Source organism: Streptomyces sp. NPDC054842, from assembly GCF_053611025.1.
The window spans coordinates 43721-68633 of the sequence record NZ_JBSGZN010000023.1 but is presented as its reverse complement, the minus strand read 5'-3'; the positions used below and the strand labels follow the sequence as shown (position 1 = coordinate 68633).

General features: G+C 71.4%; 19 protein-coding genes. 13 read left to right on the top strand and 6 right to left on the bottom strand.

From position 1 onward, the window contains the following. Positions 1 to 19 precede the first annotated feature (19 nt). Positions 20 to 805 carry a GNAT family N-acetyltransferase gene (locus ACWGIS_RS19550; RefSeq protein WP_453363684.1) on the top strand — a complete coding sequence of 262 codons (786 nt, stop codon included), beginning with the start codon at positions 20 to 22 and terminating at the stop codon, positions 803 to 805. A gap of 273 nt (positions 806 to 1078) precedes the next feature. Continuing rightward, a complete protein-coding gene (locus ACWGIS_RS19545) occupies positions 1079 to 3079 on the top strand; it encodes an ATP-dependent DNA helicase (RefSeq protein ID WP_453363683.1) in 2001 nt (666 codons plus the stop codon). Positions 3080 to 3231: 152 nt separating this feature from the next. Here ACWGIS_RS19545 and lexA read toward each other — a convergent pair whose 3' ends face one another. After that, positions 3232 to 4008, bottom strand: a complete 777-nt coding sequence (gene lexA, locus ACWGIS_RS19540; RefSeq protein ID WP_453363682.1) for a transcriptional repressor LexA — start codon at positions 4006 to 4008, stop codon at positions 3232 to 3234. 517 nt (positions 4009 to 4525) lie between these two features. On the opposite strand from lexA, the gene nrdR reads away from it, so the two are divergent. After that, positions 4526 to 5077, top strand: coding sequence for a transcriptional regulator NrdR (gene nrdR, locus ACWGIS_RS19535; protein ID WP_453363681.1), 552 nt, complete (start codon positions 4526 to 4528; stop codon positions 5075 to 5077). A gap of 165 nt (positions 5078 to 5242) precedes the next feature. Then, complete coding sequence (locus tag ACWGIS_RS19530; RefSeq protein WP_453363680.1) at positions 5243 to 8137, top strand: vitamin B12-dependent ribonucleotide reductase; 2895 nt, start codon at positions 5243 to 5245, stop codon at positions 8135 to 8137. Between the two features lie 116 nt (positions 8138 to 8253). Here the strand turns inward: ACWGIS_RS19530 and ACWGIS_RS19525 are convergent, their stop codons facing one another. Beyond that, positions 8254 to 8661 carry a winged helix-turn-helix transcriptional regulator gene (locus tag ACWGIS_RS19525; protein WP_453363679.1) on the bottom strand — a complete coding sequence of 136 codons (408 nt, stop codon included), beginning with the start codon at positions 8659 to 8661 and terminating at the stop codon, positions 8254 to 8256. Positions 8662 to 8730: 69 nt separating this feature from the next. On the opposite strand from ACWGIS_RS19525, the gene ACWGIS_RS19520 reads away from it, so the two are divergent. Then, positions 8731 to 9402 (top strand): nitroreductase family protein, encoded by a 672-nt coding sequence (locus ACWGIS_RS19520; protein WP_453363678.1) that lies wholly within the window; start codon positions 8731 to 8733, stop codon positions 9400 to 9402. A 138-nt stretch (positions 9403 to 9540) separates the two neighbouring features. Here the strand turns inward: ACWGIS_RS19520 and ACWGIS_RS19515 are convergent, their stop codons facing one another. Continuing rightward, on the bottom strand, positions 9541 to 10074 hold the full coding sequence (locus ACWGIS_RS19515; protein ID WP_453363677.1) for a TerD family protein: 534 nt from the start codon (positions 10072 to 10074) through the stop codon (positions 9541 to 9543). Between the two features lie 153 nt (positions 10075 to 10227). Between ACWGIS_RS19515 and ACWGIS_RS19510 the strand changes: the two genes are divergently transcribed. The 4 genes from ACWGIS_RS19510 (at position 10228) to ACWGIS_RS19495 (ending at position 14737) form a co-directional block, all read left to right on the top strand. Further along, on the top strand, positions 10228 to 10833 hold the full coding sequence (locus ACWGIS_RS19510) for a YdbC family protein (RefSeq protein WP_453363676.1): 606 nt from the start codon (positions 10228 to 10230) through the stop codon (positions 10831 to 10833). Between the two features lie 127 nt (positions 10834 to 10960). Beyond that, positions 10961 to 11620: a histidine phosphatase family protein gene (locus tag ACWGIS_RS19505; protein WP_453363675.1), complete on the top strand. Its 660-nt coding sequence runs from the start codon at positions 10961 to 10963 to the stop codon at positions 11618 to 11620. Positions 11621 to 11632: 12 nt separating this feature from the next. Then, entirely contained in the window at positions 11633 to 12538 is a 906-nt protein-coding gene (locus ACWGIS_RS19500) for an ADP-ribosylglycohydrolase family protein (RefSeq protein ID WP_453363674.1), read from the top strand. Between the two features lie 516 nt (positions 12539 to 13054). Next, positions 13055 to 14737 (top strand): DUF4153 domain-containing protein, encoded by a 1683-nt coding sequence (locus ACWGIS_RS19495; protein WP_453363729.1) that lies wholly within the window; start codon positions 13055 to 13057, stop codon positions 14735 to 14737. 242 nt (positions 14738 to 14979) lie between these two features. Here the strand turns inward: ACWGIS_RS19495 and ACWGIS_RS19490 are convergent, their stop codons facing one another. Beyond that, on the bottom strand, positions 14980 to 16527 hold the full coding sequence (locus tag ACWGIS_RS19490; protein WP_453363673.1) for an MFS transporter: 1548 nt from the start codon (positions 16525 to 16527) through the stop codon (positions 14980 to 14982). Positions 16528 to 16699: 172 nt separating this feature from the next. Here ACWGIS_RS19490 and ACWGIS_RS19485 point away from each other — a divergent pair, with 172 nt between their 5' ends. The 3 genes from ACWGIS_RS19485 to ACWGIS_RS19475 all read left to right on the top strand — a co-directional run bounded on the left by ACWGIS_RS19485 (position 16700) and on the right by ACWGIS_RS19475 (position 18813). After that, a complete protein-coding gene (locus ACWGIS_RS19485) occupies positions 16700 to 17323 on the top strand; it encodes a TetR/AcrR family transcriptional regulator (RefSeq protein ID WP_453363672.1) in 624 nt (207 codons plus the stop codon). A gap of 93 nt (positions 17324 to 17416) precedes the next feature. After that, positions 17417 to 18118 carry a ribonuclease HII gene (locus tag ACWGIS_RS19480; RefSeq protein WP_453363671.1) on the top strand — a complete coding sequence of 234 codons (702 nt, stop codon included), beginning with the start codon at positions 17417 to 17419 and terminating at the stop codon, positions 18116 to 18118. A 68-nt stretch (positions 18119 to 18186) separates the two neighbouring features. Beyond that, positions 18187 to 18813 carry a hypothetical protein gene (locus ACWGIS_RS19475; protein ID WP_453363670.1) on the top strand — a complete coding sequence of 209 codons (627 nt, stop codon included), beginning with the start codon at positions 18187 to 18189 and terminating at the stop codon, positions 18811 to 18813. A 644-nt stretch (positions 18814 to 19457) separates the two neighbouring features. On the opposite strand, the gene ACWGIS_RS19470 is transcribed toward ACWGIS_RS19475, so the two are convergent. Then, positions 19458 to 20093, bottom strand: a complete 636-nt coding sequence (locus tag ACWGIS_RS19470; protein ID WP_453363669.1) for a hypothetical protein — start codon at positions 20091 to 20093, stop codon at positions 19458 to 19460. A gap of 225 nt (positions 20094 to 20318) precedes the next feature. After that, positions 20319 to 22499: a RecQ family ATP-dependent DNA helicase gene (locus ACWGIS_RS19465; protein ID WP_453363668.1), complete on the bottom strand. Its 2181-nt coding sequence runs from the start codon at positions 22497 to 22499 to the stop codon at positions 20319 to 20321. 133 nt (positions 22500 to 22632) lie between these two features. Here ACWGIS_RS19465 and ACWGIS_RS19460 point away from each other — a divergent pair, with 133 nt between their 5' ends. Next, positions 22633 to 24573: a DUF4192 domain-containing protein gene (locus ACWGIS_RS19460; protein WP_453363667.1), complete on the top strand. Its 1941-nt coding sequence runs from the start codon at positions 22633 to 22635 to the stop codon at positions 24571 to 24573. Positions 24574 to 24913: the final 340 nt, after the last annotated feature.

Genomic DNA, 24913 nt, shown 5'->3' with positions numbered 1-24913 from the left:
TCCTGAGAGGAGCGTCGCCGTGCCTTCCACCGATGCGAGCACCGACGCCGCAAGCGTCCCCGTCACCGGCCCAGGTGCCGAGCGGGGGCCCGGACCGGACTCGGACGGCGAGGACACCCTGGACCTGCGCCTGACCGACGAGTTCCTCGCCCTCCTCGCCGAGGAGGCCGGGCCGCACGCCGCGTCGGACGGGGCGGGGGAGGCGACGGCGGACGCGGCCGCTCCGGCCGGCGAGGACCTGCTCGACCGCGTCGGCACCTGGGGACCAGCGGCCACCCCCGTGGGCGTCTTCCAGCTCGTCCCCGTCCGGCTCGGGCGCGACCTCGCGCTCATCACGCGGTGGATGAACGACCCCGCCGTCGCCGCGTTCTGGGAACTCGCCGGACCCGAGGCGGTGACCGAGCGGCACCTGCGGGAGCGGCTCGCCGACGACGGACGCAGCGTGCCCTGCCTGGGCGTCCTCGCCGGCACCCCGATGAGCTACTGGGAGCTGTACCGGGCCGATCTCGACCCACTGGCCCGCCACTACCCCGCCCGCCCGCACGACACCGGGGTCCATCTCCTGATCGGCGGCGTCGCCGACCGGGGGCGGGGCGTCGGCTCCGCACTGCTCCGCGCCGTCGCCGGCCTCGTGCACGAGAACCGCCCGGCCTGCGCGCGCGTCGTCGCGGAACCCGACCTGCGCAACACCCCCTCCGTCTCGGCGTTCATGAGTGCCGGTTTCCGGTTCTCCGCCGAGGTGGACCTGCCGGGCAAGCGGGCCGCGCTCATGGTCAGGGACCGGGGCCTGCGCGATGCGCTGTAGCGCGGACGCCCGCCGGCGCGCAGACCGCACGGGACCGGCGACCGGCCGAGAAGTACTCCCTCGCGGCACGTCCCGCTCACCCGCCCCGCACGGGGACCCGCGACGGAACCCGCGCCCCGATCCGCGCCCGCACCCCGCTTCCGTGGCCGCGACGATCCGCCCGGTGCCCGTACGGCACCCGCGCTCGGGTCGCGCCGCCCCCGTCCCGATCACGCCCTCCGCCACCGGCGTGATCGCCCGGTTGTCAGTCCTGCCCCGTAGGGTGGTCGCGCTATGACGAAGCCCTCACTCCCCGAACTCCTGCACGCCGCCGTCACCGCCGTCGGCGGTACGGAGCGTCCCGGCCAGGTGACCATGGCCGAATCCGTCGCGGGCGCCATCGACGACGGATCCCATCTCCTGGTCCAGGCCGGCACCGGCACCGGAAAATCGCTCGGCTACCTGGTGCCCGCGCTCGCGCACGGGGAGCGCGTCGTCGTGGCGACGGCCACCCTGGCGCTCCAGCGGCAGCTCGTCGAGCGGGACCTCCCGCGGACCGTCGACTCGCTCCATCCGCTGCTGCGCCGCCGCCCCTCGTTCGCGATGCTCAAGGGCCGGTCGAACTACCTGTGCCTGCACCGGCTGCACGAGGGCATGCCGCAGGACGAGGAGGAGGGCCTCTTCGACCAGTTCGAGGCGGCCGCCCCCACCAGCAGGCTCGGACAGGACCTGGTCCGCCTGCGCGACTGGTCGGACGAGACGGAGACCGGGGACCGGGACGACCTGACCCCCGGTGTCTCGGACCGCGCCTGGGCACAGATCTCGGTGTCCTCCCGGGAGTGCCTGGGAGCCACGAAGTGCGCGTACGGCGCCGAGTGCTTCGCCGAGATGGCGCGGGAGCGCGCCAAGCTCGCGGACGTCGTCGTCACGAACCACGCGCTGCTCGCGATCGACGCCATCGAGGGCGCCCCGGTCCTCCCGCAGCACGAGGTCCTCATCGTGGACGAGGCCCACGAGCTGGTCTCCCGGGTCACCGGCGTCGCCACCGGCGAGCTCACCCCCGGCCAGGTCAACCGCGCCGTGCGCCGGGCGGCCAAGCTGGTCAACGAGAAGGCCGCCGACCAGCTCCAGACCGCCGCCGAGGGCTTCGAGCGGCTCATGGAGCTGGCCCTGCCCGGCCGCTTGGAGGAGATTCCCGAGGACCTCGGCTACGCGCTCATGGCACTGCGTGACGCCGCCCGTACGGTGATTTCGGCGATCGGCGCCACCCGCGACAAGTCCGTGCAGGACGAGGACGCGGTGCGCAAGCAGGCCCTCGCGTCGGTGGAGTCCGTGCACGACGTGGCGGAGCGCATCACCAACGGCTCGGAGTGGGACGTCGTCTGGTACGAGCGGCACGACCGGTTCGGGGCCTCCCTGCGGGTCGCGCCCATGTCGGTGTCCGGGCTGCTGAGGGAGAAGCTCTTCACCGACCGGTCGGTCGTGCTGACCTCGGCGACTTTGAAGCTGGGCGGCGACTTCAACGGCGTGGGGGCCTCGCTCGGCCTCGGTCCCGAGGGCGTGGCGGACGAGGACCTGCCGCAGTGGAAGGGCGTCGACGTCGGATCGCCGTTCGACTATCCCAGGCAGGGCATCCTCTACGTCGCCAAGCATCTGTCGCGTCCCGCGCGTGACGGCGACCGCGCGGACATGCTGGACGAGCTGACGGAGCTGATCCAGTCGGCGGGCGGCCGGACGCTCGGGCTGTTCTCCTCGATGCGGGCCGCTCAGCTCGCGGCCGAGGAACTGCGCACGCGCATCCCCGAGTTCCCCATCCTGCTCCAGGGCGAGGAGACGCTGGGGGAGCTGATCAAGAACTTCGCCGCCGACCCGAAGACCTGTCTGTTCGGCACGCTGTCCCTGTGGCAGGGCGTCGACGTGCCAGGACCCAGCTGCCAGCTGGTCGTCATGGACAAGATCCCGTTCCCGCGCCCCGACGACCCGTTGATGAGCGCCCGCCAGAAGGCGGTCGAGGAGGCGGGGGGCAACGGTTTCATGGCCGTCGCCGCCACCCACGCCGCGCTGCTGATGGCCCAGGGTGCCGGCCGCCTCGTACGGGCGTCGGGGGACCGCGGGGTGGTCGCCGTACTGGACCAGCGGCTGGCGACGGCCCGCTACGGCAGTTACCTCAAGGCCTCGCTGCCCGACTTCTGGTACACGACGGACCGCAACCAGGTGCGCAGGTCACTGGCCGCGATCGACGAGGCCGCCCGCAAGGCGGAGGACGCGGCCGTCGAGGACAGCGAAGTTTCGTAGGCATGGGTTCGGGCCAGCCCCCCGAAGGGGGCGGGCCCGAAGCGCGCCGCCGCTGAGCGGCGGGGACAGCGCAGGGCCCCGGAACCGGCGCAGGTGGTCCCGGGGCCCGGTCTGAGGGGCGGGCGATGGAGCAGGGAGCCCGCCGCGGCGGGTCACACCCGCCGCAGCACCGCGACCACCTTGCCCAGGATGGTGGCCTCGTCGCCCGGAATCGGCTGGTACGCGCTGTTGTGCGGCAGCAGCCACACGTGGCCGTCCTCGCGCTTGAACCGCTTGACCGTGGCCTCGCCGTCGAGCATGGCGGCCACGATGTCGCCGTTCTCCGCCACCGGCTGGCGGCGGACCGTCACCCAGTCCCCGTCGCAGATGGCCGCCTCGATCATCGAGTCACCGACGACCTTCAGGACGAACAGCTCGCCGTCGCCGACCAGCTGCCGGGGGAGGGGGAAGACGTCCTCGACCGACTCCTCGGCGAGGATCGGACCGCCGGCGGCGATACGGCCCACGAGCGGCACGTACGACGCGGCGGGCTTGCCGGCGGTGTCCGTGGGCTGCACGGAGGACTGGTCGGAACCGCGGACCTCGTACGCCCGGGGGCGGTGCGGGTCGCGGCGCAGGAAGCCCTTGCGCTCCAGCGCCATCAGCTGGTGGGCGACGGACGACGTGCTGGACAGGCCGACCGCCTGACCGATCTCCCGCATCGACGGCGGGTATCCGCGCCGCTGCACGGAGTCCCTGATGACCTCGATCACCCGGCGCTGTCGGTCCGTGAGCCCGGAACTGTCCGCCCGGATGCCTGGAGGTCGGCCGGGCAGGGACCGCTTGGTCCCCTCAGGATTCATGGCTTCGTTCATCGCATGCACCGGCTCGAGTCGGCCCTGGGAGCGGTCCTGGGCGGTGATGGTGGCGCTGTCTGCGGTCGTGGTCACGTCGGCCCCTCTCGATGGTCTCCCTGCTGGACAACGGTAGTGGCTTTCGAAAGGTTGCGCCAAACACACGTTCGAGTGAAAAACCGGGATTTCACTGACGTGATCATGTGTCTGGGTGTAATGACCGACGTGGTGCCCGGCGGACAGAACGGCTGATTCCTGTACTCTTCACCGCCGGAGCGGCGACCGCACCGACGGCCGTGGGACCGCGGCCAGTCTGCCATCACGTGCCCCGCGGGCCGTGAACCGGCCCCTCCCGTGCGTCGCGCGCCGCGTCCCGCCCGGCCCGTCCCCCGGTACGCCCGCGTGGCACATGCCAGTACGGGTGCGACACGCGCGCCCCGTGTGGATTTACGTGCCTGGCACCACATGTAGTGGTTGGATTGCAACAGCAGCCCAGAAGTTGTGGTCCCCCGGGTCTTTCCGCCCCAGGGCATCGCCTATGCTGGGGGCTGCTTCGAGGGGCCCGAGAGGTCCCTGAGGTCTATGAGTCGTGCCGTGAAGGAGGGATGGAGCCATGCACTGCCCCTTCTGCAGGCACCCAGACAGCCGCGTCGTCGACAGTCGTACGACCGACGACGGCACGTCGATCCGCAGGCGCCGCCAGTGCCCCGACTGCTCCCGTCGTTTCACGACGGTGGAGACGTGCTCGCTGATGGTGGTCAAGCGGTCCGGGGTCACCGAGCCCTTCAGTCGCACCAAGGTCATCAACGGCGTGCGCAAGGCGTGCCAGGGACGGCCTGTCACCGAGGACGCGCTCGCCCAGCTCGGCCAGCGGGTCGAAGAGGCGGTGCGCGCCACCGGAAGCGCCGAACTGACCACCCACGACGTGGGGCTGGCCATACTCGGCCCGTTGCGGGAGCTCGACCTCGTCGCCTATCTGCGGTTCGCGTCCGTCTACCGGGCGTTCGACTCGCTGGAGGATTTCGAGGCCGCCATCGTGGAACTCAGGGAAGACGGGCAGCGCCCCGCCGCGGACGGTGACGACGCGGACGCGGAGCGCCGGACGACCGACCGCGGGTCCGGAGAGACCGCTCAGGTCCCCGAACCGGCGAACGCCGCCGACTGACCGGCGGGCCGGCCCGGACCAACCGTCCGGCCCCGGCCGACCGGCGGCGACCCAAGACCTGCTGCGGGGGACCGCGTTTCGCGGCTCGCGCAGTACCAGACACACAACGTGCCATAGGAAGAACGTGGCACTTCAGGGCGTTTTAGCCTGATACAGGGAGGCGGCATGACAGAGACGGCGAGCGGTCCGGCACGGAGTTCCCGCGCCAAGGGCACCAAGGCGAGCAAGGGACTGCGTGTCGAACGCATCCACACCACCCCCGGCGTGCACCCGTACGACGAGGTCGAGTGGGCTAGCCGTGACGTCGTCATGACCAACTGGCGCGACGGCTCGGTCAACTTCGAGCAGCGTGGCGTCGAGTTCCCCGACTTCTGGTCGGTGAACGCGGTCAACATCGTCACCAGCAAGTACTTCCGCGGCGCTGTGGGCACCCCGCAGCGAGAGGTGAGCCTCAAGCAGCTCATCGACCGGATCGTGAAGACGTACCGGAAGGCCGGCGAGGACTACAACTACTTCGCCTCCCCCGCCGACGCCGAGATCTTCGAGCACGAGCTGGCCCACGCCCTCCTGCACCAGATCTTCAGCTTCAACTCGCCGGTTTGGTTCAACGTCGGCACGCCGCAGCCCCAGCAGGTCTCCGCCTGCTTCATCCTGTCCGTCGACGACTCCATGGAGTCGATCCTCGACTGGTACAAGGAAGAGGGCATGATCTTCAAGGGCGGCTCCGGCGCCGGCCTGAACCTCTCCCGCATCCGCTCCTCCAAGGAGCTCCTCTCCTCCGGCGGCAACGCCTCGGGTCCCGTCTCCTTCATGCGCGGCGCCGACGCCTCCGCGGGAACCATCAAGTCGGGCGGCGCCACGCGCCGCGCGGCCAAGATGGTCATCCTCGACGTCGACCACCCCGACATCGAGGACTTCATCGAGACCAAGGTGAAGGAGGAGGAGAAGATCCGCGCCCTGCGCGACGCGGGCTTCGACATGGACCTGGGCGGCGACGACATCACGTCCGTCCAGTACCAGAACGCCAACAACTCGGTCCGGGTGAACGACACGTTCATGAAGGCCGTCGAGACGGGCGGCAAGTTCGGCCTCACCTCGCGCATGACCGGCGAGGTCATCGAGGAGGTCGACGCCAAGTCGCTCTTCCGCAAGATGGCCGAGGCCGCTTGGGCCTGCGCCGACCCGGGCATCCAGTACGACGACACGATCAACCACTGGCACACGTGCCCGGAGTCCGGCCGTATCAACGGCTCGAACCCGTGCAGCGAGTACATGCACCTGGACAACACGTCCTGCAACCTCGCCTCGCTGAACCTGATGAAGTTCCTCAAGGACGACAACAAGGGCCACCAGTCCTTCGACGTCGAGCGCTTCGCGAAGGTCGTCGAGCTGGTCATCACCGCGATGGACATCTCCATCTGCTTCGCCGACTTCCCGACCCAGAAGATCGGCGAGAACACCCGCGCCTTCCGTCAGCTGGGCATCGGCTACGCCAACCTCGGCGCCCTGCTCATGGCGACCGGCCACGCGTACGACTCCGACGGCGGCCGCGCCCTCGCCGGCGCCATCACCTCCCTGATGACGGGTACGTCGTACCGCCGCTCCGCCGAGCTCGCCGCGGTCGTCGGCCCGTACGACGGCTACGCCCGCAACGCGCAGCCGCACCAGCGCGTCATGAAGCAGCACTCCGACGCCAACGCCGTGGCCGTCCGCATGGACGACCTGGACACCCCGATCTGGGCCGCCGCCACGGAGGCCTGGCAGGACGTGCTCCGCCTCGGCGAGAAGAACGGCTTCCGCAACGCGCAGGCCTCGGTCATCGCCCCGACCGGCACCATCGGTCTCGCGATGTCCTGCGACACCACCGGCCTGGAGCCCGACCTCGCCCTGGTCAAGTTCAAGAAGCTGGTCGGCGGCGGCTCGATGCAGATCGTCAACGGCACCGTGCCGCAGGCCCTGCGCCGCCTGGGCTACCAGGAGGAGCAGATCGAGGCGATCGTCGCCCACATCGCCGAGAACGGCAACGTGATCGACGCCCCCGGTCTCAAGCAGGAGCACTACGAGGTCTTCGACTGCGCCATGGGCGAGCGTTCCATCTCCGCGATGGGCCACGTCCGCATGATGGCCGCGATCCAGCCGTGGATCTCCGGCGCGCTGTCCAAGACGGTCAACCTGCCGGAGACGGCGACCGTCGAGGACGTCGAGGAGGTCTACTTCGAGGCGTGGAAGATGGGCGTCAAGGCGCTCGCCATCTACCGCGACAACTGCAAGGTCGGCCAGCCCCTCTCCGCGAAGACCAAGGAGAAGGAGAAGGCGGAGGTCACCGCCACGGCCGAGGAGACGATCCGTACCGCGATCGAGAAGGTCGTCGAGTACCGCCCGGTCCGCAAGCGCCTCCCCAAGGGCCGGCCCGGCATCACCACCTCCTTCACGGTGGGCGGCGCCGAGGGCTACATGACCGCCAACTCCTACCCGGACGACGGTCTCGGCGAGGTCTTCCTGAAGATGTCCAAGCAGGGCTCGACGCTCGCGGGCATGATGGACGCCTTCTCCATCGCCGTCTCGGTGGGCCTGCAGTACGGCGTGCCGCTGGAGACGTACGTCTCGAAGTTCACCAACATGCGCTTCGAGCCGGCCGGCATGACGGACGACCCGGACGTGCGGATGGCGCAGTCGATCGTCGACTACATCTTCCGGCGCCTGGCGCTCGACTTCCTCCCCTTCGAGACGCGCTCCGCGCTCGGCATCCACTCCGCCGAGGAGCGCCAGCGTCACCTGGAGACCGGCTCGTACGAGCCGACCGACGAGGAGATGGACGTCGAGGGCCTCGCACAGTCCGCGCCCCGCGCGCAGGAACTGAAGGCCGTCGCCACGCCCAAGGCCGAGGTCGAGGCGGTCAAGCCCGCCCCGCAGCAGGCGCACACCAGCGCCGAGCTGGTGGAGATGCAGCTGGGCATCCAGGCGGACGCCCCGCTGTGCTTCTCCTGCGGCACGAAGATGCAGCGCGCCGGTTCCTGCTACATCTGCGAGGGCTGCGGCTCGACCAGCGGTTGCAGCTGAGACTGAACGCCCGCCGGGGCTGAGGCATCCGGCGTGAGTGGGGAGCCGGCAGGACGCCGGCTCCCCACTCGGCGTTTGCGGGGAGGGCCGCGTCGCGTCCGGCCCCCGCCCCCGGCTCAGCCGGCCTCGGGTGACGGTGACGGCGCCTCGGACGCCACCCGCTCGCGTGCCCGTTCGATGTCGTTGATGTGTGCCTCCGTCCACTCCCGGAGCACGGTGACCGGTTCCGCGAGGCTGCGGCCGAGCTCCGTCAGGTCGTACTCGACCCGCGGCGGGACGGTGGGGTACACCGTGCGGCGGACGAAGCCGTCGGCCTCCAGGCCGCGCAGCGTCCGGGTCAGCATCTTCTGCGAGACCCCCTCGATGCGGCGGCTCAACTCCGAGTAGCGCAGGGTCCCTTGAAGGAGAGCGTCCACGACCAGGATCGTCCACTTGCCGGAGATGTGGTCGAGGACCTGGCGGGTCGGGCACTTGGCGGAGTAGACGTCGGCCGGCAGTCCGGAGGATTCCACGACGGGCTTCATGCGGGGGAGAGTAACGCACTAAAAGGTGCCTACTTCCTGCTGGAGAGTCACTCTCCGATAGTGAGTGCCATGACGACTCACACCCTGTCCGTCGCGGACGCCATCCGCCTCCGCCGCACGATCCGCCACTACCGGCCCGACCCTGTACCGGAGACCGCGCTCGCCGCGCTCCTAACCCTGGCCGTCGAGGCGCCCACCAGCTGGAACCTTCAGGACCGCTCGATCGTCGTCGTCACCGGCGACGAGGGGCGGCAGGGGCTCGCCCGGGCCACCGGAGGGCAGCCGCAGCCCCGGGAAGCCCCCGTCGTGCTCGTCTTCGTCGCCGAGTCGCAGTCCTGGCGCGAGGACCACGGCGACGTCTACGCGCAGGCCCGCGCCAACGGTGCCTGGAGCGACGACTTCGCCGCCATGTTCTCCGCCGCGTCCACGGCCTTCCAGGAGGACCTCGACGAACGGGGACTGCTCAGGGAGTACGCGGTCAAGGACGCCGTGATCGCCGCCTCCTTCCTGATGCTCGCCGCGACGGAACTCGGCCTGGCCACCTCGCCGATGAACGGCTGGGACGAGGCGGAGGTGAAGAAGGTGATCGGGATCGACGGCCGCGACGACCTCGCCGTCGCCCTGCTGGTCTCGGTGGGCCACGCCGCGGAGACCCGGCCGCACCCCGGCCGGCGCGCCCCCGAGCGCAACGTCTTCCGCGAGCGCTACGGCGTGCCCCGGCGCGCCCCGCGAGCCGGGTGAGCGCTCGCCGGCGCTCGACGCGTGCCTTCTTCGCTCCGGACGGAACGCCAGGGGCGGCACGGCCTCGGCCGTACCGCCCCTGGCGTCACCACGCGTTCAGTGCATGCCGCGAAGCCGCCCTTGTGCGCGGCGGCCGGCTCACTCCTCCCGGCGGGCGCCCATGATCCTGGTGAAGGACGCCGGGTCCGTGTCGAAGCCGTCGATCCCGGGGTGGAAGGTCCACTCCCCGGACTCGTCGCGCACGAACTCCCCGACGGTCGCCGCCGTCGCCCGCGGCACCCCGCTGAAGTCGTCCTCGGCCAGGACCGTGTAGCCCTCCCGCATGCGCAGCCCGGGGTTGACCACGTCGGTGAACGTCTTGTGACCGGAACGCTGCTGTATGACGACGCCGACCACCACGCGCGCGTAGCGGGCGTCCAGCCGGTTCAGCTCCAGCGTCATGACCTCGTCCCAGCCGAAGCCCTTGCCGTTCTGGCTGTCCCGGTCGAGATAGATGGTGCCGTCGGGGGACCGGCTGTCGAAGTGCACGACGTAGTCGGGATTCCCGTACGGATCGTCCGCCAGGTACGTCGCGGCGACGACGTCGAGATCGGTGTCCGGCTTCCCGGCGGGACTCGGGTCCCACTTCACCGACACCTCGACCTTGCGGATGCCCTTGCTGAGACCGTTCACCGGATCTCCCCTCCCCGTAGCCACTGTCTGTCTGCCCCAACTGGGCGGATCTAAAGGACGGTTGCACATCGTGCCATGCGCGCCGGGGAGCCCGCTCGGGTGCACTCCGCCGGAGCGTGACCGGCGCCACGCCCGTGGCCTTACGATGGCGCGGTGCTGGTCAAGTGGATTCGCTGCACCGTGGTGGACCGCCGCGGTTTCGAGCGGGGGCAGCGGAAGTGGGCGGGGCTCCTGGGCGAGCCGGGTTTCCGGGGCCAGGGCGGGGGCTGGAGCCGGGGACGGCCGGGGGTGGCGCACATCTTCGCCTTCTGGGAGAGCCGCGCCTTCTACGACTCCTTCATGGCCCGTTCCCACGACCGTCTCGCGGCCGCGCAGTCGGGCACCTTCAAGGACGCCCAGGCCAAACTCTTCGACCACCGCTTCGACGTGAAGACCGGCTTCGAGCCGCGCTTCACCGACGCCGACCTGGTGCGGGTCGCCCACTGCCGGGTCCACGAGGAGCGCGCCGAGCACTTCGCCCTCATGCAGGAGAAGGTGTGGAACCCCGCGATGGCGGGTTCGCCCGGCATGATCCGCGGACTCTTCGGTGAGGCACCCGGCCAGGAGTTCCTGATCCTGTCCATGTGGCAGTCGGCGGCGGAACACGGCAAGTACCGCACCGAGCGGGTCGAGCGCCTCGCCGTGCGCGCCCAGACGGAGGCGGACGTCGCCGCCCTCGCCGGCGACATAGTCCAGCTGGAACCCTCCTGGATCGTCTGAGATCCGGGGGCGCGCCCGGGCGCACATCGCGTCCGAGGTCGCTCCCACGAGGCCGAATTGTGTGATCTACGCCGTATGGAGCCCGTACGAGTGCTCGATCGGGCGTCACTCGATCTAGGGTTTCGGCATGGCTCGACCACGGCGCATCGTTCTTGTCCGGCACGGCGAATCGGCGGGCAACGCCGATGACACCGTGTACGAACGCGAGCCCGACCACGCCCTGGCGCTCACCGAGACCGGCTGGCGGCAGGCGGAGGAACGAGGCAAACAGCTCCGGGAACTCTTCGGCCAGGAGCGCGTAAGCGTTTACGTGTCCCCGTACCGACGCACCCATCAGACGTTCCGGGCCTTCCACCTCGACCCCGAACTGGTGCGCGTGCGTGAGGAGCCCCGGCTGCGCGAGCAGGACTGGGGCAACTGGCAGGACCGCGACGACGTACGCCTGCAGAAGGCGTACCGGGACGCCTACGGCCACTTCTTCTACCGCTTCGCCCAGGGCGAGTCCGGCGCCGACGTGTACGACCGGGTCGGCAACTTCCTGGAGAGCCTCTACCGCAGCTTCGAGGCCCCCGACCACCCGCCGAACGTGCTCCTGGTGACGCACGGACTGGCCATGCGGCTGTTCTGCATGCGCTGGTTCCACTGGACCGTCGCGGAGTTCGAGTCGCTGGCGAACCCGGGGAACGCGGAGATGCGCATGCTCGTTCTCGGGGACGACGGCAAGTACACACTTGACCGGCCTTTCGAACGCTGGCGTGATCCGGAACCGTACGGAGTCACCGGATAGAGTGGCAGGGCGATGACCGCTGACTCCTCTCCCGACGGGCGCCTGAGCCGCGCCCTGTCCAGCCTGCGCGGACTCGCCGTGGGAGACGCCCTGGGCTCGCAGTTCTTCCTGCCCGTGAACTACCCGCTCCTCAAGCGCCGCGAGCTGCCCGGCGGTCCGTGGCGGTGGACCGACGACACCGCGATGGCCTCCTCGGTCGTGGCCGTACTGGCCGCGCACCACCGGATCGACCAGGACCGGCTCGCCCTCTCCTTCGCCGAGCACCACGACATCGACCGCGATTACGGCCCCGCGGTCGACCGGCTGCTGCGGCAGATCCGGGACGGCGGCGACTGGCGTGAGCTGTCCTCCGCGCTCTTCAAGGGCCAGGGCTCCTGGGGGAACGGCGCCGCCATGCGGATCGCCCCGCTCGGCGCCTGGTACGCGGACGACCCCGAGCAGGCCACCCATCAGGCCGAGATCTCCGCCTACCCCACGCACCAGCACCGCGAGGCCGTCGTCGGCGCCATGGCCGTCGCCGCGGCGGCCGCCCTGGCGGCCGACCCGGCAGGCCCTCCCGGACCCGAGGCGCTGCTCGACGGCGTCATCGCGCTCGTGCCGCGCAGCGCCGTCGGCGCGGGGCTGCGGCGCGCCCGGGACATGCTCGACTACGGCGACACCGCCACGGTCGCCGCGGTGCTCGGCTGTGGACGGCGGACCACGGCCCACGACACGGTGCCGTTCGCCCTCTGGTCGGCGGCACGGGCCCTCGGCGACTACGAGGAGGCCTTCTGGGCGACCGCCCAGGTGGGCGGCGACATGGACACGACCTGCGCCATCGTGGGCGGCGTGGTCGCCTCCGCCGAGGCCGGCGCCCCACCGAGCACCTGGCTGGAGCGAACGGAACCGCTGCCGGAGTGGGTGGCCGTTCCGGCGTGACCGGGACGGGGGTGTTCGTCACCTGGCTGCGAGGGTGAGAGGTTCTGCGCCTGACTACGGGGGCCGGTGTCTCGACCTGGCTCCCATGGTGGGTTGTCCTCGACCACCTGGCCCCAGGGGTGGGTTGTGCTTCCCCTCCTCCGGGGGTGGGGGTTCTCGACCTGGCTCCGGAACGGGTGCGTGTTCTCCCCGTGGCTCCGAGGTCGCGGTGTTCTCCGCCCGGCTCCGGGGGTGACCTGGCTCCCGGGTGGGGTGTTCGCCACCCGGGGTCGCGGGTCGGGTGTTCTCCGCCTGGCTCCAGTGCGGCTCGCTCGTCCGGTCCGGATAAACGGCTGATTTCCCACCACACGCCACACCGGCCCCGTCTGTCACAGGCTTGCTACAGCACGCCCTCACCCGGCCGGTAGTCGTCGCCCGTGGATAACCTTGCCGCCACGCCGCCTGTTGATCTTGCCGGGCGAGCGCCGACGAGACACCGGTCACCAGCCCCTTCCGCCGCTCCGGCGCGTTCGTGGGCTGCGGAGGGGCCGGCTGGGAGGGGGTCCCGTGTCCGATACACCGTCCACGTCCGAGCCAGGAGATCCGGAGCCGAAGGAGCTGACGGGGGGTGCCGCTCTGGTCAAGAGCGCCGAGCCCGACGACGCCGTCCCGGAGAGCGACGCGGCCGAGGAGCAGGGCGCCGACGAGGACGACTGGGCCGCCCCGGCACCGAGTCCCGTGTCCTGGCTCGCCGATCTCCGCGTCGCCACGCCCGCCCCGATCCGTACGGACACCCTGTGGGCCGTGCTCGCCACCGGCCTGCTGAGCATGCTGCTCCTGGGTGACGGCGTGGGACTGAACCTGCTTCTCGTCGCGGTCCCGGCCGCGCTCGCCGGCTACTTCGCCGCCCGGGCCGCGGGGCGCCGCACACGCGCGTGGACCCTCGCCTGGGGCATCGGCGGACTGGCCCTGCTGGCGGTGCCGGCGCTGCGCGACGCCGACTGGCCGTCCTTCCTGGCCGTCGTCGCCGCGGTCGCGCTGGGCTCCCTCGCCCTGAACGGCGGCCGCGGCTGGCTCGCCGTTCTGCTGAGCCCGCTGGGGATGTTCAACTCCGTCGTCACCGGTCCCGTCTGGGGCTGGCAGGGCCTGCGCGAGCGGGTGGGCGGCGCCCGGGGACGCGTCGGTCCGGTGCTGCGCGCCCTCGTGGTGACCGCCGTCCTGCTGCTCGTCTTCGGCGCGCTCTTCGCCGGCGCCGACGCCGCGTTCGCCGACCTGCTCGGCAGCCTGCTCCCGGACGCCTCCGTGTCCGGCGGTCCCTGGCACCTCCTGCTGCTCGTCTTCGGACTGGTCCTCGGACTCGCCGCCGCGCACACGGCGGCCGCGCCCGTCCACTGGGACCGCGCCGAGATACCCGAGGGCCGTGCCCGCGGCCGCTTCGAGTGGGCGCTCCCGCTGATCGTGCTCGTGGTCCTCTTCGCGGCCTTCAACGCCGTCCAGCTCGCCGTCCTCTTCGGCGGCTACGACGCCGTGCTGGAGCAGACGGGCCAGACCTACGCCGAGTACGCGCGCCAGGGCTTCTGGCAGCTGCTGATGGCCACCGTCCTGACCCTGCTCGTCATCGTCCTGGCGCTGCGCTGGGCACCGCGCGACGGAACCGGCGACCGGACGCTGGTGCGCGGCGTGCTGGGAACTCTGTGCGCGCTGGCGCTCGTTGTCGTGGCGTCCGCGGTGCGGCGCATGGACATGTACGTGGAGGCGTACGGGCTGACGCGGCTGCGGGTGTCGGTCGTGGCGGTGGAGCTCTGGCTCGGCCTCGTCATCGTGCTCATCATGGCGGCCGGTGTCTGGGGAGCCCGCTGGCTGCCCCGCGTCGTCGCCGCCTCCGCCGCCGCCGGAGTGCTCGCCTTCGGCCTGATGTCGCCGGACGCGCTGATCGCCGAGCGCAACGTCCAGCGGTACGAGGACACCGGCAAGATCGACGTCGAGTACGCGCGCAGCCTCTCCGCCGACGCCGTACCGGCGCTCGACCGGCTGGAGGAACCGCTGCGCAGCTGTGTGCTCCAGTCCGTCGCCGAGGACCTTTCGGAGGGCGACGAGCCCTGGTACGCCACCAGTTGGGGCGAGTCCCGTGCCCGGGACATCATCGCCGAGCGACCCCTGTCGGTAGCCGCGGACTGGTCCGTGTGCAGCCGCCTGAGCGAGCAGATGCTGTACCGCTAGCGCACGGGGGCGTGCGAGATCCATGGGCAGGCCGGTACCGGTGAAGGCTTGGCACCGTGAAGGCCGAGCCAGCGTGAAAGCCTGGACCGCGGAGGCCGACACCGTGAAGGCATGTACCGCGAAGCCGGGATTGTGAAGCCCGGCACCGCGAAGGCCGACCACGGAGGCCGGGACCGCGAAGGCCGGGCCGACGTCCTTGCCGTCGGACTCCCGGGCGCGGCCCGGCCTTCGCGGTACCCGGGTCAGCCCGCGGCGGGTCCCGCCGTACCGGCGAGCGCGTCCAGGTCGCTCTTGCGGACCTTGATCACCAGCGTGGCGACGATCAGGGCGAGCACGGCCATGGCAGCTGCCGGGACGAAAGCCCCGGAGATGCCCTCCGCGAGCACCTCGTGACCCCAGGGAGCGGGCAGCTGGTGGGTCTTGGCGAACTCGGCCTTCTGCTCGGGCGAGGCGTCGGCGAGGAAGCTCGGCAGTTGCTTCTCCGCCTCGTCACGGCTGGCCGAACCGAAGACCGTGGTGAGGATGGAGAGACCGAGCGAACCGCCCACCTGCTGCGTGGCGTTGAGCAGCCCCGAGGCCGCGCCGGCCTCGTGCGAGGAGACGCCGGAGACCGCGGTGAGCGTCAGCGTCACGAAGTTCAGCCCCATGCCGAAGCCGAAGAGCAGCATCGGGCCGAGGATTCCGCCGGCGTAGGAGCTGTCCGGGCTGATGAAGGTCAGCCAGCCGAGCCCGAGCGCGACGAGCGACGAGCCCACGACCATGAACGGCTTGGGGCCGAGCACGGGCAGGAACCGCTGCGACAGTCCGGCGCCCGTGACGATCGCGACGGTCACCGGGAGGAAGGCCACTCCGGCCGAGATCGGGCTGTAGCTCAGCACGTTCTGCACGAAGAGGACGATGTAGAAGAACATGCCGAACATGGCGGCGGCCAGGCTGAGCATGATCACGTACGTGCCGGAGCGGTTGCGGTCGGCGAACATCCTGAGCGGAGTGATCGGCTCCTTGGCCCGCATCTCGACGAGCCCGAAGAGCAGCAGCAGGACCACCGCCGCGCCGAAGGAACCGAGGGTGAGGCTGTCCCGCCAGCCCTCCTCCGCGGCCCGGATGAAGCCGTAGACCAGGGATGCCATGCCGAGCGTCGAGGTGAGCGCTCCCGCGATGTCGAAACGGCCCGGGTGGCGTTCGGACTCGCTGATGTACATCGGGGCGAGCACCGCGATCAGGAGCCCGATGGGCACGTTCACGAAGAGCACCCAGCGCCAGTCGAGCCACTCCGTGAGCATGCCGCCCGCGAGGAGGCCGACAGCGCCGCCGCCCGCGGAGACCGCGGCGAAGACACCGAAGGCCCGGTTCCGCTCCGGACCCTCCGGGAAGGTGGTGGTGATCAGCGCCAGCGAGGTCGGCGACGCGATCGCGCCACCCACGCCCTGGAGGGCGCGCGCGGCCATCAGCTGCCAGGGTTCCTGGGCCAGACCGCCCAGCAGCGAGGCCGCCGTGAACAGCAGGATGCCGGTCATGAAGACCCGCCGCCGCCCGAGGATGTCACCGGCCCGCCCGCCGAGGAGCAGCAGGCCGCCGAAGGTGAGGGTGTAGGCGCTGACCACCCAGGTCAGGTCGGTGGTGCTGAATTCGAGCGCGTTCTGAATGTGCGGGAGCGCGATGTTCACAATCGTCGCGTCGAGGACCACCATGAGCTGGCAGGCCGCGATGACCGCGAGTGCTATGCCGGGATGTCCTTCCCGGCGGGCCGCCCCGGGCTTCTGTTTGGGAATCAACTGAGAGGTCGTCACTATGGGTCCCCCACAAGTACGTTAGTGAACGCTCGCGTTCACTGGCGCGTCAACGGTAGTGACTCCCCAACAGTGAACGCAAGCGTTCACTGAAGTCGCCACCGCTTTTCGTGTCGTGCTTGCTCGTCCCCACCGGAATCCCCAATTCCGCATGCTTGACGGAGAGACTCAGATGGATACTTCGCGCTGGACGGCCGCCCCCGCTCAGGCGGCCTCCCCGCGTCGCCGCGGCGCCGTACTCGAACGGGCGATCCTCGAAGCCGCCCTGGAGCAGCTCGGCACGGTCGGCTGGAACGGCCTCACCATGGAGGGGGTCGCCGCGGGCGCCCAGACCGGGAAGGCGGCGGTCTATCGCCGGTGGCCCTCCAAGGAGGACCTCGTCGTGGACGCCCTGCAGGCCGGGCTGCCGCGGCTGAGGGAGGCGCCCGACCTCGGCAGCGTCCGCGCGGATCTCCTCGAACTCTGCCGGCGCGTGCGCGAGGCCATGTACTCGCGCCCCGGGCTCGCCCTGCGTTCCGTCCTTCACGAATGCGACGCGGCCCAGGCCGAACGCTTCCACGGAGTCATCCTCGGCGGGGTCGTCGAGCCGACCATGCAACTGCTCCGGGAGGTCATCCACCGCGGGATCGGCCGTGGTGACGTGCGCCCCGACGCCGCGAACGCGTACGTGTTCGACGCCATCCCGGCGATGATGATGTACCGCTCGAAGGTGTGCGCCAGCGAATGGAGCGAGACGGACCTCGCCGAGATGATCGACCACCTGATGATGCCGCTGCTGCGCCCGGACCCCGTCTGACCAAGCGGTTTCCCGCGGCGGCCGAGGGCCCGGGGCCGTCCGGGCAAACCTGGGTGTCGCCGCGGCTCCCGGGCGGCGTACGCTAAGGGCGCCATGCCGTACGAACCTCCCACCCACACTGTCGAGCGCTCCCTCCGCGCCACGACCGGAGCGAAGGTCATTGCCGGTGTCGACGAGGTGGGGCGGGGTGCTTGGGCCGGTCCCGTCACCGTCTGTGCCGCGATCACCGGACTGCGCCGACCGCCCGAAGGCCTCACCGACTCCAAGCTCCTCACCGTCAAGCGCCGCACCGTGCTCGCGGAGGAACTGCGGACCTGGGTGACGTCGTACGCCCTCGGGCACGCCTCCCCGGAGGAGATCGACGGCATGGGCATGACCGCCGCCCTGCGACTCGCGGCGGTACGCGCCCTGGAGACCCTTCCGGTGCGCCCCGACGCCGTCATCCTCGACGGCAAGCACGACTACCTCGGCTCCCCCTGGCGCGTCCGCACCGTGATCAAGGGCGACCAGTCCTGCGTGGCGGTCGCCGCCGCCTCGGTGATCGCCAAGGTGCAGCGCGACAAAATGATGGCCGAACTGGGTATCGACCATGCAGACTTCGGTTTTGCGGCCAACGCCGGGTATCCGTCCCCGGTGCACAAGGCCGCACTGGCGGAGCGGGGCCCCACCCCGTACCACCGGCTGACGTGGGCGTATCTTGATGCGCTGCCCCAGTGGCGGCACCTCAAGAAGGTCCGCGCCTGGGCGGACGGAAACCTTCCGCAGATCGAGGGCCAGCTCGGCTTCGATTTCTGACGGTCCCGTTCGCACTTGTGTGCCACCCGCCGAGGCGTGTCGCACCGGCGTTTGATAGATATCAGCTCATGCCTCTCCTTCCCGAGGAGCCTCAGATTCACGAGAGTGCCCAGGGTCCCCGCGCCACGTCGGCCAGTGGCCGCACCGCGCCGACCCCCCGCCCCGTACCCGGCCCCCGTCCCGCGGCTCCGCCGCGTCCCGGCCGTCCGGGTCCTGTCCGGCCCATGCCGGTCCAACGCACGTCCCGCGAACCGGCCGTGACCAAGCCCGGGCCCCCGGCCCCGGCGGCCGCCAAGGCCGGTTCCACCCCGCAGGTCCAGTTGATCCCGGCCTCGGCCGAGGGTGCGCTGGACGCCGCGGAAGAAGCCGTCGACCTGCTGCTCGAAGCGGGCCGCGCCCCGGGTGAGGTGCTGGTGATCACCACCGGCGACCCGCACCCGTGGGCCGCGCACGAACTGTCCTTCGGCGAGACCGCCTACTGGGGTCTGCACGACGCCGGGGACGACGTCTTCTACGCCGGCGCGTCCGTCGCGGGCCGGGCCTCCTCCCGACCCGTCGTCGTGGTCGCCGTCAACGGCGGATCCGCCGCCGCGGTCGCCTCCGCCCTGCCGCTGGCCCTTGGCCGGGCCGGTGCCCTGCTGATCGTCTGCGGTGACCCGCAGCAGATCAACTCGGTGCTGGGCGCGGGAGTCTGAGCCGGTTCCGGACGTCGTCCGGAACCGTTTCGGCGTCCGCTCCCGACAGTGTCGGGCGCGGAACGAGCCCGGGCAGTCGCCGTCGGGGGTGCCGCATCGCGGCACCTGCACGGTGGCGCCTGCATCGCGGCACCTGCACGGTGGCGCCTGACGGCGGCGCTGCATCGCGGCGCCTGCACGGTGGGCGTTCCCTCGTACCTCGGAGCCGAAGCCGGATGTCGAGGTCGAAGCAGGGCGGGCGCTTCAGCGTGCCTGTCACCTTGTCCTGTCCTGGTGACCTCGACCGGTGGGTCGTAGGTGCTGTTGTGCATACCAATGGATGCGGGTGACCGTTGGTGTGGGCCGGCGGGGGGCGGCGACACCGACTGTGTCGCCGTACATCCGCCGGACGTCGGCCAGTTGGCCACCGCACGTCCGCACTCCCGCACGTCCGCTGCCGGGACGTCCGCTGCCGTCACGCCGGGGCCCCGTGAGAGGCAACCCGGCACCACGAGCGGTGGGGCCGCCGGCGTCTCAGGTGCCGTGTGTTCCCGGCGCTCGCGACTCCGTCATCACCGCCGCGCTGTCGGGCCGTGTCGTGACGGGTCCTGGCGGCGACGAACGCCTCTGCTCCCGACGCGTGGACTTGGCGTTTTCGGTCGTCCTCAGCGGGCGGCGGCCCGCCGCAGCAGTTCCGACGCGGCACCCCCGGTGCGCGGCGCCGGGAGTGGCGCGTCGGCCGTGGCGAAGGGCTCCGGCGCCGAGTCGACGCTGGGCCGGCGCCCTCCGCGACCCTCACCTAGAACCTGCCAGCCGTCACGCGTCAGGGTGATGTACGCCCCGCAGCGCAGGCCGTGCAACGTGCAGGCGTCCCGCAGTCCCCACATCCACGCCCCGTCCTCCTCCGTCCACCGGGCGTCACCGTCACGGCAGTAGAGCAGCACGGCCGTACGGACCGGAGTACGGCGGCGCAGGTCGTGCGGGATCACCCGGCGCAGCTGCGCGAGCAGCACGTTGCGGAACATCCACCCGTCGGCCGGTGCCGGCCGCCGCGTGAACGAGGCGCTCGCACTCAGCCGTTCGTCCGGGTCGAGGACGGCCACGATCACGGTCGCGGGCCCGGGGCGGTGCCGGGAGTGCAGCCCGCTGACGACCTCGCGGGGGTCACGCAGCAGGGGGATTCCCGCGGCGGCCCACTCGGCCGGCTCGAGCATCCTGGTCAGTGGATTGGCGGAAGCGGCGGACAGGTCGGCAGACGTCGACATGGATGCCGCCGAGGACGGAGCGAATCCGAAGGTCACGGTCCTCCCTTCGGCTACGCGCCCACACTTCGGGCGAGGGTCGGACTTGGGGGAGCGCGCACCGCAACAGAGCCCTACCGGACCACGGACGAGCCGTGCGGGGAGCGGAGTTCAATTCTTCCTGTCGAACTTGGTTGCGGCAACGAGCAATTGGGGCCACGGGCGGTTTTGCGGCGAAAGGCCGTCTATATCCCTGCCCACTGTTCCCGTCGACGACGCATGGGGTCACGCTTGCACGGCGAGGACCAGCGGCAACACCCCCTGTGCACCGGCTCGTCGAAGAAGTCGTGCGGCCACCGCCAGCGTCCAGCCGGTCTCCATGGCGTCGTCCACGAGCAACACGGGCCCGTCGGCCTCCTTGAGTACGGCCGCCAGCTCCGGCGGCACGGTCAGCGCGCCGTCGAGCGCCTTCAGCCGCTGGGCACTGTTGCTTCGCGAAGCCGGTGAGATCTCACCCGTGTACTCGACGGACCCGAGCAGCGGCAGCCGGCCGATCTCCGCGATCCGCGCGCCGAGCGACTGGATCAGCTGCGGACGTGATCGCGAGGCCATGGTGACGACACCGGCCGGGCGCGGCTGCGCGTCCGGCTGCCCCGAGGCCCAGCCTCCGGGTCCCTTCGCCCAGTCGGCCAGCACGCCCACCACCGCCTGGGCGACGTCGTCGGGCACCGGTCCGTCCGGGGCCTGGGGTGCGAGCATCGGCCGCAGCCTGTTGCCCCAGCCGATGTCCGAGAGCCTGCCGAGCGCCCGCCCGGGAGACAACTGCTCCCCGGCCGGAATGCGCCCCTTCAGGTCGACGCCGACCGCGGGAAGACCGGTGGGCCACATCTTCCGGGGCTCGACCTCGACACCCGCGCGTCCCAGCTCCCCGCGTGCCGCCTCCAGCGAGGTGGAAGAGACCGAGTCCGTGAACCGCGGCCCCGCGCAGTTGTCGCACCGCCCGCAGGGTGCGGCGGCCTCGTCGTCCAGCTGCCGGCGCAGGAACTCCATCCGGCAGTCCGTGGTCGTCACGTAGTCGCGCATGGCCTGCTGCTCGGCGGCCCGCTGCTTCGCGACCCAGGCATAACGCTCCGCGTCGTACGTCCACGGGACTCCCGTGGAGATCCAGCCGCCCTGGACCCGCCGCACCGCACCGTCCACGTCCAGGACCTTGAGCATCGTCTCCAGCCGGGAACGCCTCAGCTCCACGAGCGGTTCGAGAGCGGGCAGCGACAGCGGTCGGCCGGCCCCGGCGAGCACGTCGAGGGTCCGGCGGACCTGCTCCTCGGGCGGGAAGGCGATCGACGCGAAGTACTGCCAGATCGCCTGGTCCTCCTTGCCCGGCAGGAGCAGCACCTCCGCGTGCTCCACACCTCGGCCCGCACGCCCCACCTGCTGGTAGTAGGCGATCGGGGACGAGGGCGACCCGAGGTGCACCACGAAGCCGAGGTCGGGCTTGTCGAACCCCATGCCCAGCGCGGAGGTGGCGACCAGGGCCTTCACCCGGTTGGCGAGCAGGTCCTCCTCGGCCTGCTGCCGGTCAGCGTTCTCCGTCTTGCCCGTGTACGACGTCACCGTGTGCCCGCACTGGCGCAGGAACGCGGTGACCTCCTCGGCGGCGGCCACGGTGAGCGTGTAGATGATGCCCGACCCGGGCAGGTCGCCGAGGTGCTCGGCCAGCCAGCCCATGCGGGTGGCCGCGTCCGGCAGTTGCAGCACCCCGAGACTGAGGCTCTCCCGGTCCAGCGGTCCGCGCAGGACGAGCGCGTCCGTGCCGCCGCCCGTGCCGAGCTGCTCGGCCACGTCGGCCGTCACGCGCGCGTTGGCGGTCGCCGTGGTGGCGAGTACGGGAACGCCGGGCGGGAGGTCGGCGAGCATCGTTCGCAGTCGGCGGTAGTCGGGCCGGAAGTCGTGGCCCCAGTCGGAGATGCAGTGCGCCTCGTCCACCACGAGCAGACCGGTCGCGGCGGCCAGCTTGGGGAGGACCTGGTCGCGGAAGTCCGGGTTGTTGAGCCGCTCCGGGCTGACCAGGAGCACGTCGACCTCACTCGCGGCCACCTCGTCCTGGATGGTGTCCCACTCCTCCGGGTTGGACGAGTTGATCGTGCGGGCCCGGATGCCGGCTCGGGCGGCCGCCTCCACCTGGTTGCGCATGAGCGCGAGGAGCGGGGACACGATGACCGTGGGTCCGGCGCCCCGCTCCCGCAGCAGGGCCGTCGCGACGAAGTACACCGCGGACTTGCCCCAGCCGGTGCGCTGTACGACCAGGGCTCTGCGCTTGTCGGCGACCAGGGCCTCGATGGCGCGCCACTGGTCCTCGCGCAGCCGGGCCTCGCCCGCCGGCGCACCGACCAGCCGGGCGAGTACGGCATCGGCCGCGGTGCGCAGGTCTTCGTCGGCCCTCGGGCGCTGGTCTTCGTTGCTCATGGCTCCATGCAACCCGATGGGTCGGACAAAGCGCGAACGAGCGGCTCGACCTGTGGACAAGTCCTGTCGTGCCCACGCCCATGGTTATCCACAGGCTCCAGCGAGTTTTTCCGTTTCGCGGGATGGTCACGGCATGACGAATCACAGCGAAACGACCGGCACCTCCGGCGAGGGCGACATCACCACGCGGGCGGAGCAGGAGGACGCGCGATGGGCGGACTATCCGCAATCGCCCTTTGGTGCGGGCGAGCACGAGGCGGGGGAGGAGCCGGTGAGGGAGCGGCCGATCGGGGAGGAGCCGATGGCGGAGCGGCCGACTGGGGAGGAGCCGGTAAGGACGTGGCCGACAGAGGAGGAGCCGGCGGGGGAGCCGCCGACCGGGGTGGCATCGACGGCGGCGCAGCAGGATCCCGGCTCGGAGCCGGACGAGTCGGAGCCGGACGGGTCCGGCGCGGCCCGGTGCGACTTCTCGACAGCTCTGGCTCTGGAATCGGGGTTCAGTGATCCGGGGTCCGACGACCGTGGACGGAGTCCGGGCTGCGAGGTGTCGGCTGGGCGCGGGAGCCCTGTCGAGCCGCTCACCTTCGTCGGGCACGGCACGGTCCCGGACCTCTCCGGTCAGCAGCAGGTCACGCTCCGGACGCCCGCGGAGCTGGCCGACGCGCTGCCCTACCTTCTGGGCTACCGACCCGAGGACAGCATCGTGCTGGTGGCCCTCCACGACCGTGAGCAGCGCGGCCGCTTCGGAGGCAGGGCGCGACTGGGAATCCCCGCTCAGACGGACGACTGGTCCTCGGCGGCGGGCCAGTTGGCGCGGGGACTGGTGCTCGGGAGCGAGCGCAGGGGCGCCCGGCCGGAGGCCATGGTCGCCTACCTCTGTCAGGAGCCGCGGATCGGGGAGTCCGGGCGGGACGTCATGGAACGGTTGCGTCCTCTGGCGCAGCTGCTCCGCACGGCCTGCGGGACCTTCGACGTCCCGGTGGTCGAGGCGCTGTGCATCGCGGACGGCCGCTTCTGGTCCTACTGCTGTCCGAGCGAGGACTGCTGTCCGCCGCACGGTGAGCCGATGGGACTCCCGGGCACGTCCGTCCTCGCTGCCGCCGCGACCTATGCCGGACTCCAAGTACGGGGCAGCCTGCGCGAGTTCAGGGCCCGGCTCGTTGCATGGGAGACGGCGGCTGCGCTGGACCAGGAAGCCGCTCTGGACGCCGCGAGCATGTCCCTGGTCCCCCGGATCCTCGACGCCGGCAGCCGCACGGAGGTCGCGGAGGAGACCCTCGACCTGGCCCGCAAGGCCATGGGGCGTATCGCCGGCACCCGTCCGGTGTCCGGCACGCTCGAGTCGGACCGACGCGACGACGAACTCCTCGGGCACGACGAAGCCGCCGCCCTCATTCTCGGCCTCCAGGACCGCACGACCCGCGACCGGGCCGCCGAGTGGATGGAAGGCGAGGAAGCGGACCCTGCTCTGCGTCTCTGGCGCGCACTGGCCCGGCGCTGCGTCGGCCCGTACGCCGAGCACGCGGCGGCGCCTCTCACGCTCGCGGGATGGGTCGCGTGGTCGTCCGGCGACGAGCTGGAGGCCCGCGAAGCCCTGGCCATGGCCATCGGGGTCGACCCCGACTACCTGTTCGCCCGCCTTCTGCACCAGGCCTGCAACGAAGGCCTGGACCCGGAGTCGGTCCGCCGGTGCCTGCGATCGGAGCGAAGTGGTCGCTCGGCGGACTCCGCAGGCCCGGCCCCAGTGACCCCGTTGTCCCCATCGGCCCCTTCGAACCGCTCCGACGGCCCGGGCTCCTCCGGTGCGACTGAGCTGTCGCCGTGCGCCCCTGGGCCCGGTGAGGAGGTGCAGTCGTCGCCCTCGCGTCGGCGGCGTCGCCGGGTACGCACGGCGGAGGACGGCGCGATGCATCCGAGTCGCCGTGCGTCCAGGGTCGCCGCCGCTCGACGTCGTCGCGCTGCCGAGAGCCCCGCGTCGGAAGGCGGCAGCGCGTCCCTCGCCGCCGGCGGCCCCAGGATTCATCCCCAGCTCCGCCGCCGGACCACTGGCCCGGGAACCGGGGAGAACAGGTGAGGTCCGAGCCCGGGACGGGGAGGCACGGAGTCTCGACCCGTTTGTCGGCTTGGCTGGGCCACCGGCTGAAGTGCCGCTGGCGCCCTGCCGCGCCACCTGCGCCCGGCGGCGTTTCGCCCCGCTTGCTGGGTGGGATCAGCCCTCTGCTGAAGCGCCGGTGGTGCCCCGTCTCGCCGCCCGCACCCGGTGGAGTTTCGCCCCGCCTTGTGGGTTGGCTCGGCGACGGGCCGGGGTGCCGCTGGTGCCCCGCCCCGCGACCTGCACCTCGTGGAGTCTCGCCCCTCCTCCTCAGCTGGCTCGGTCACCGGCTGAAGCGCCGCTGGCCCCCCGCCTCGCCGCC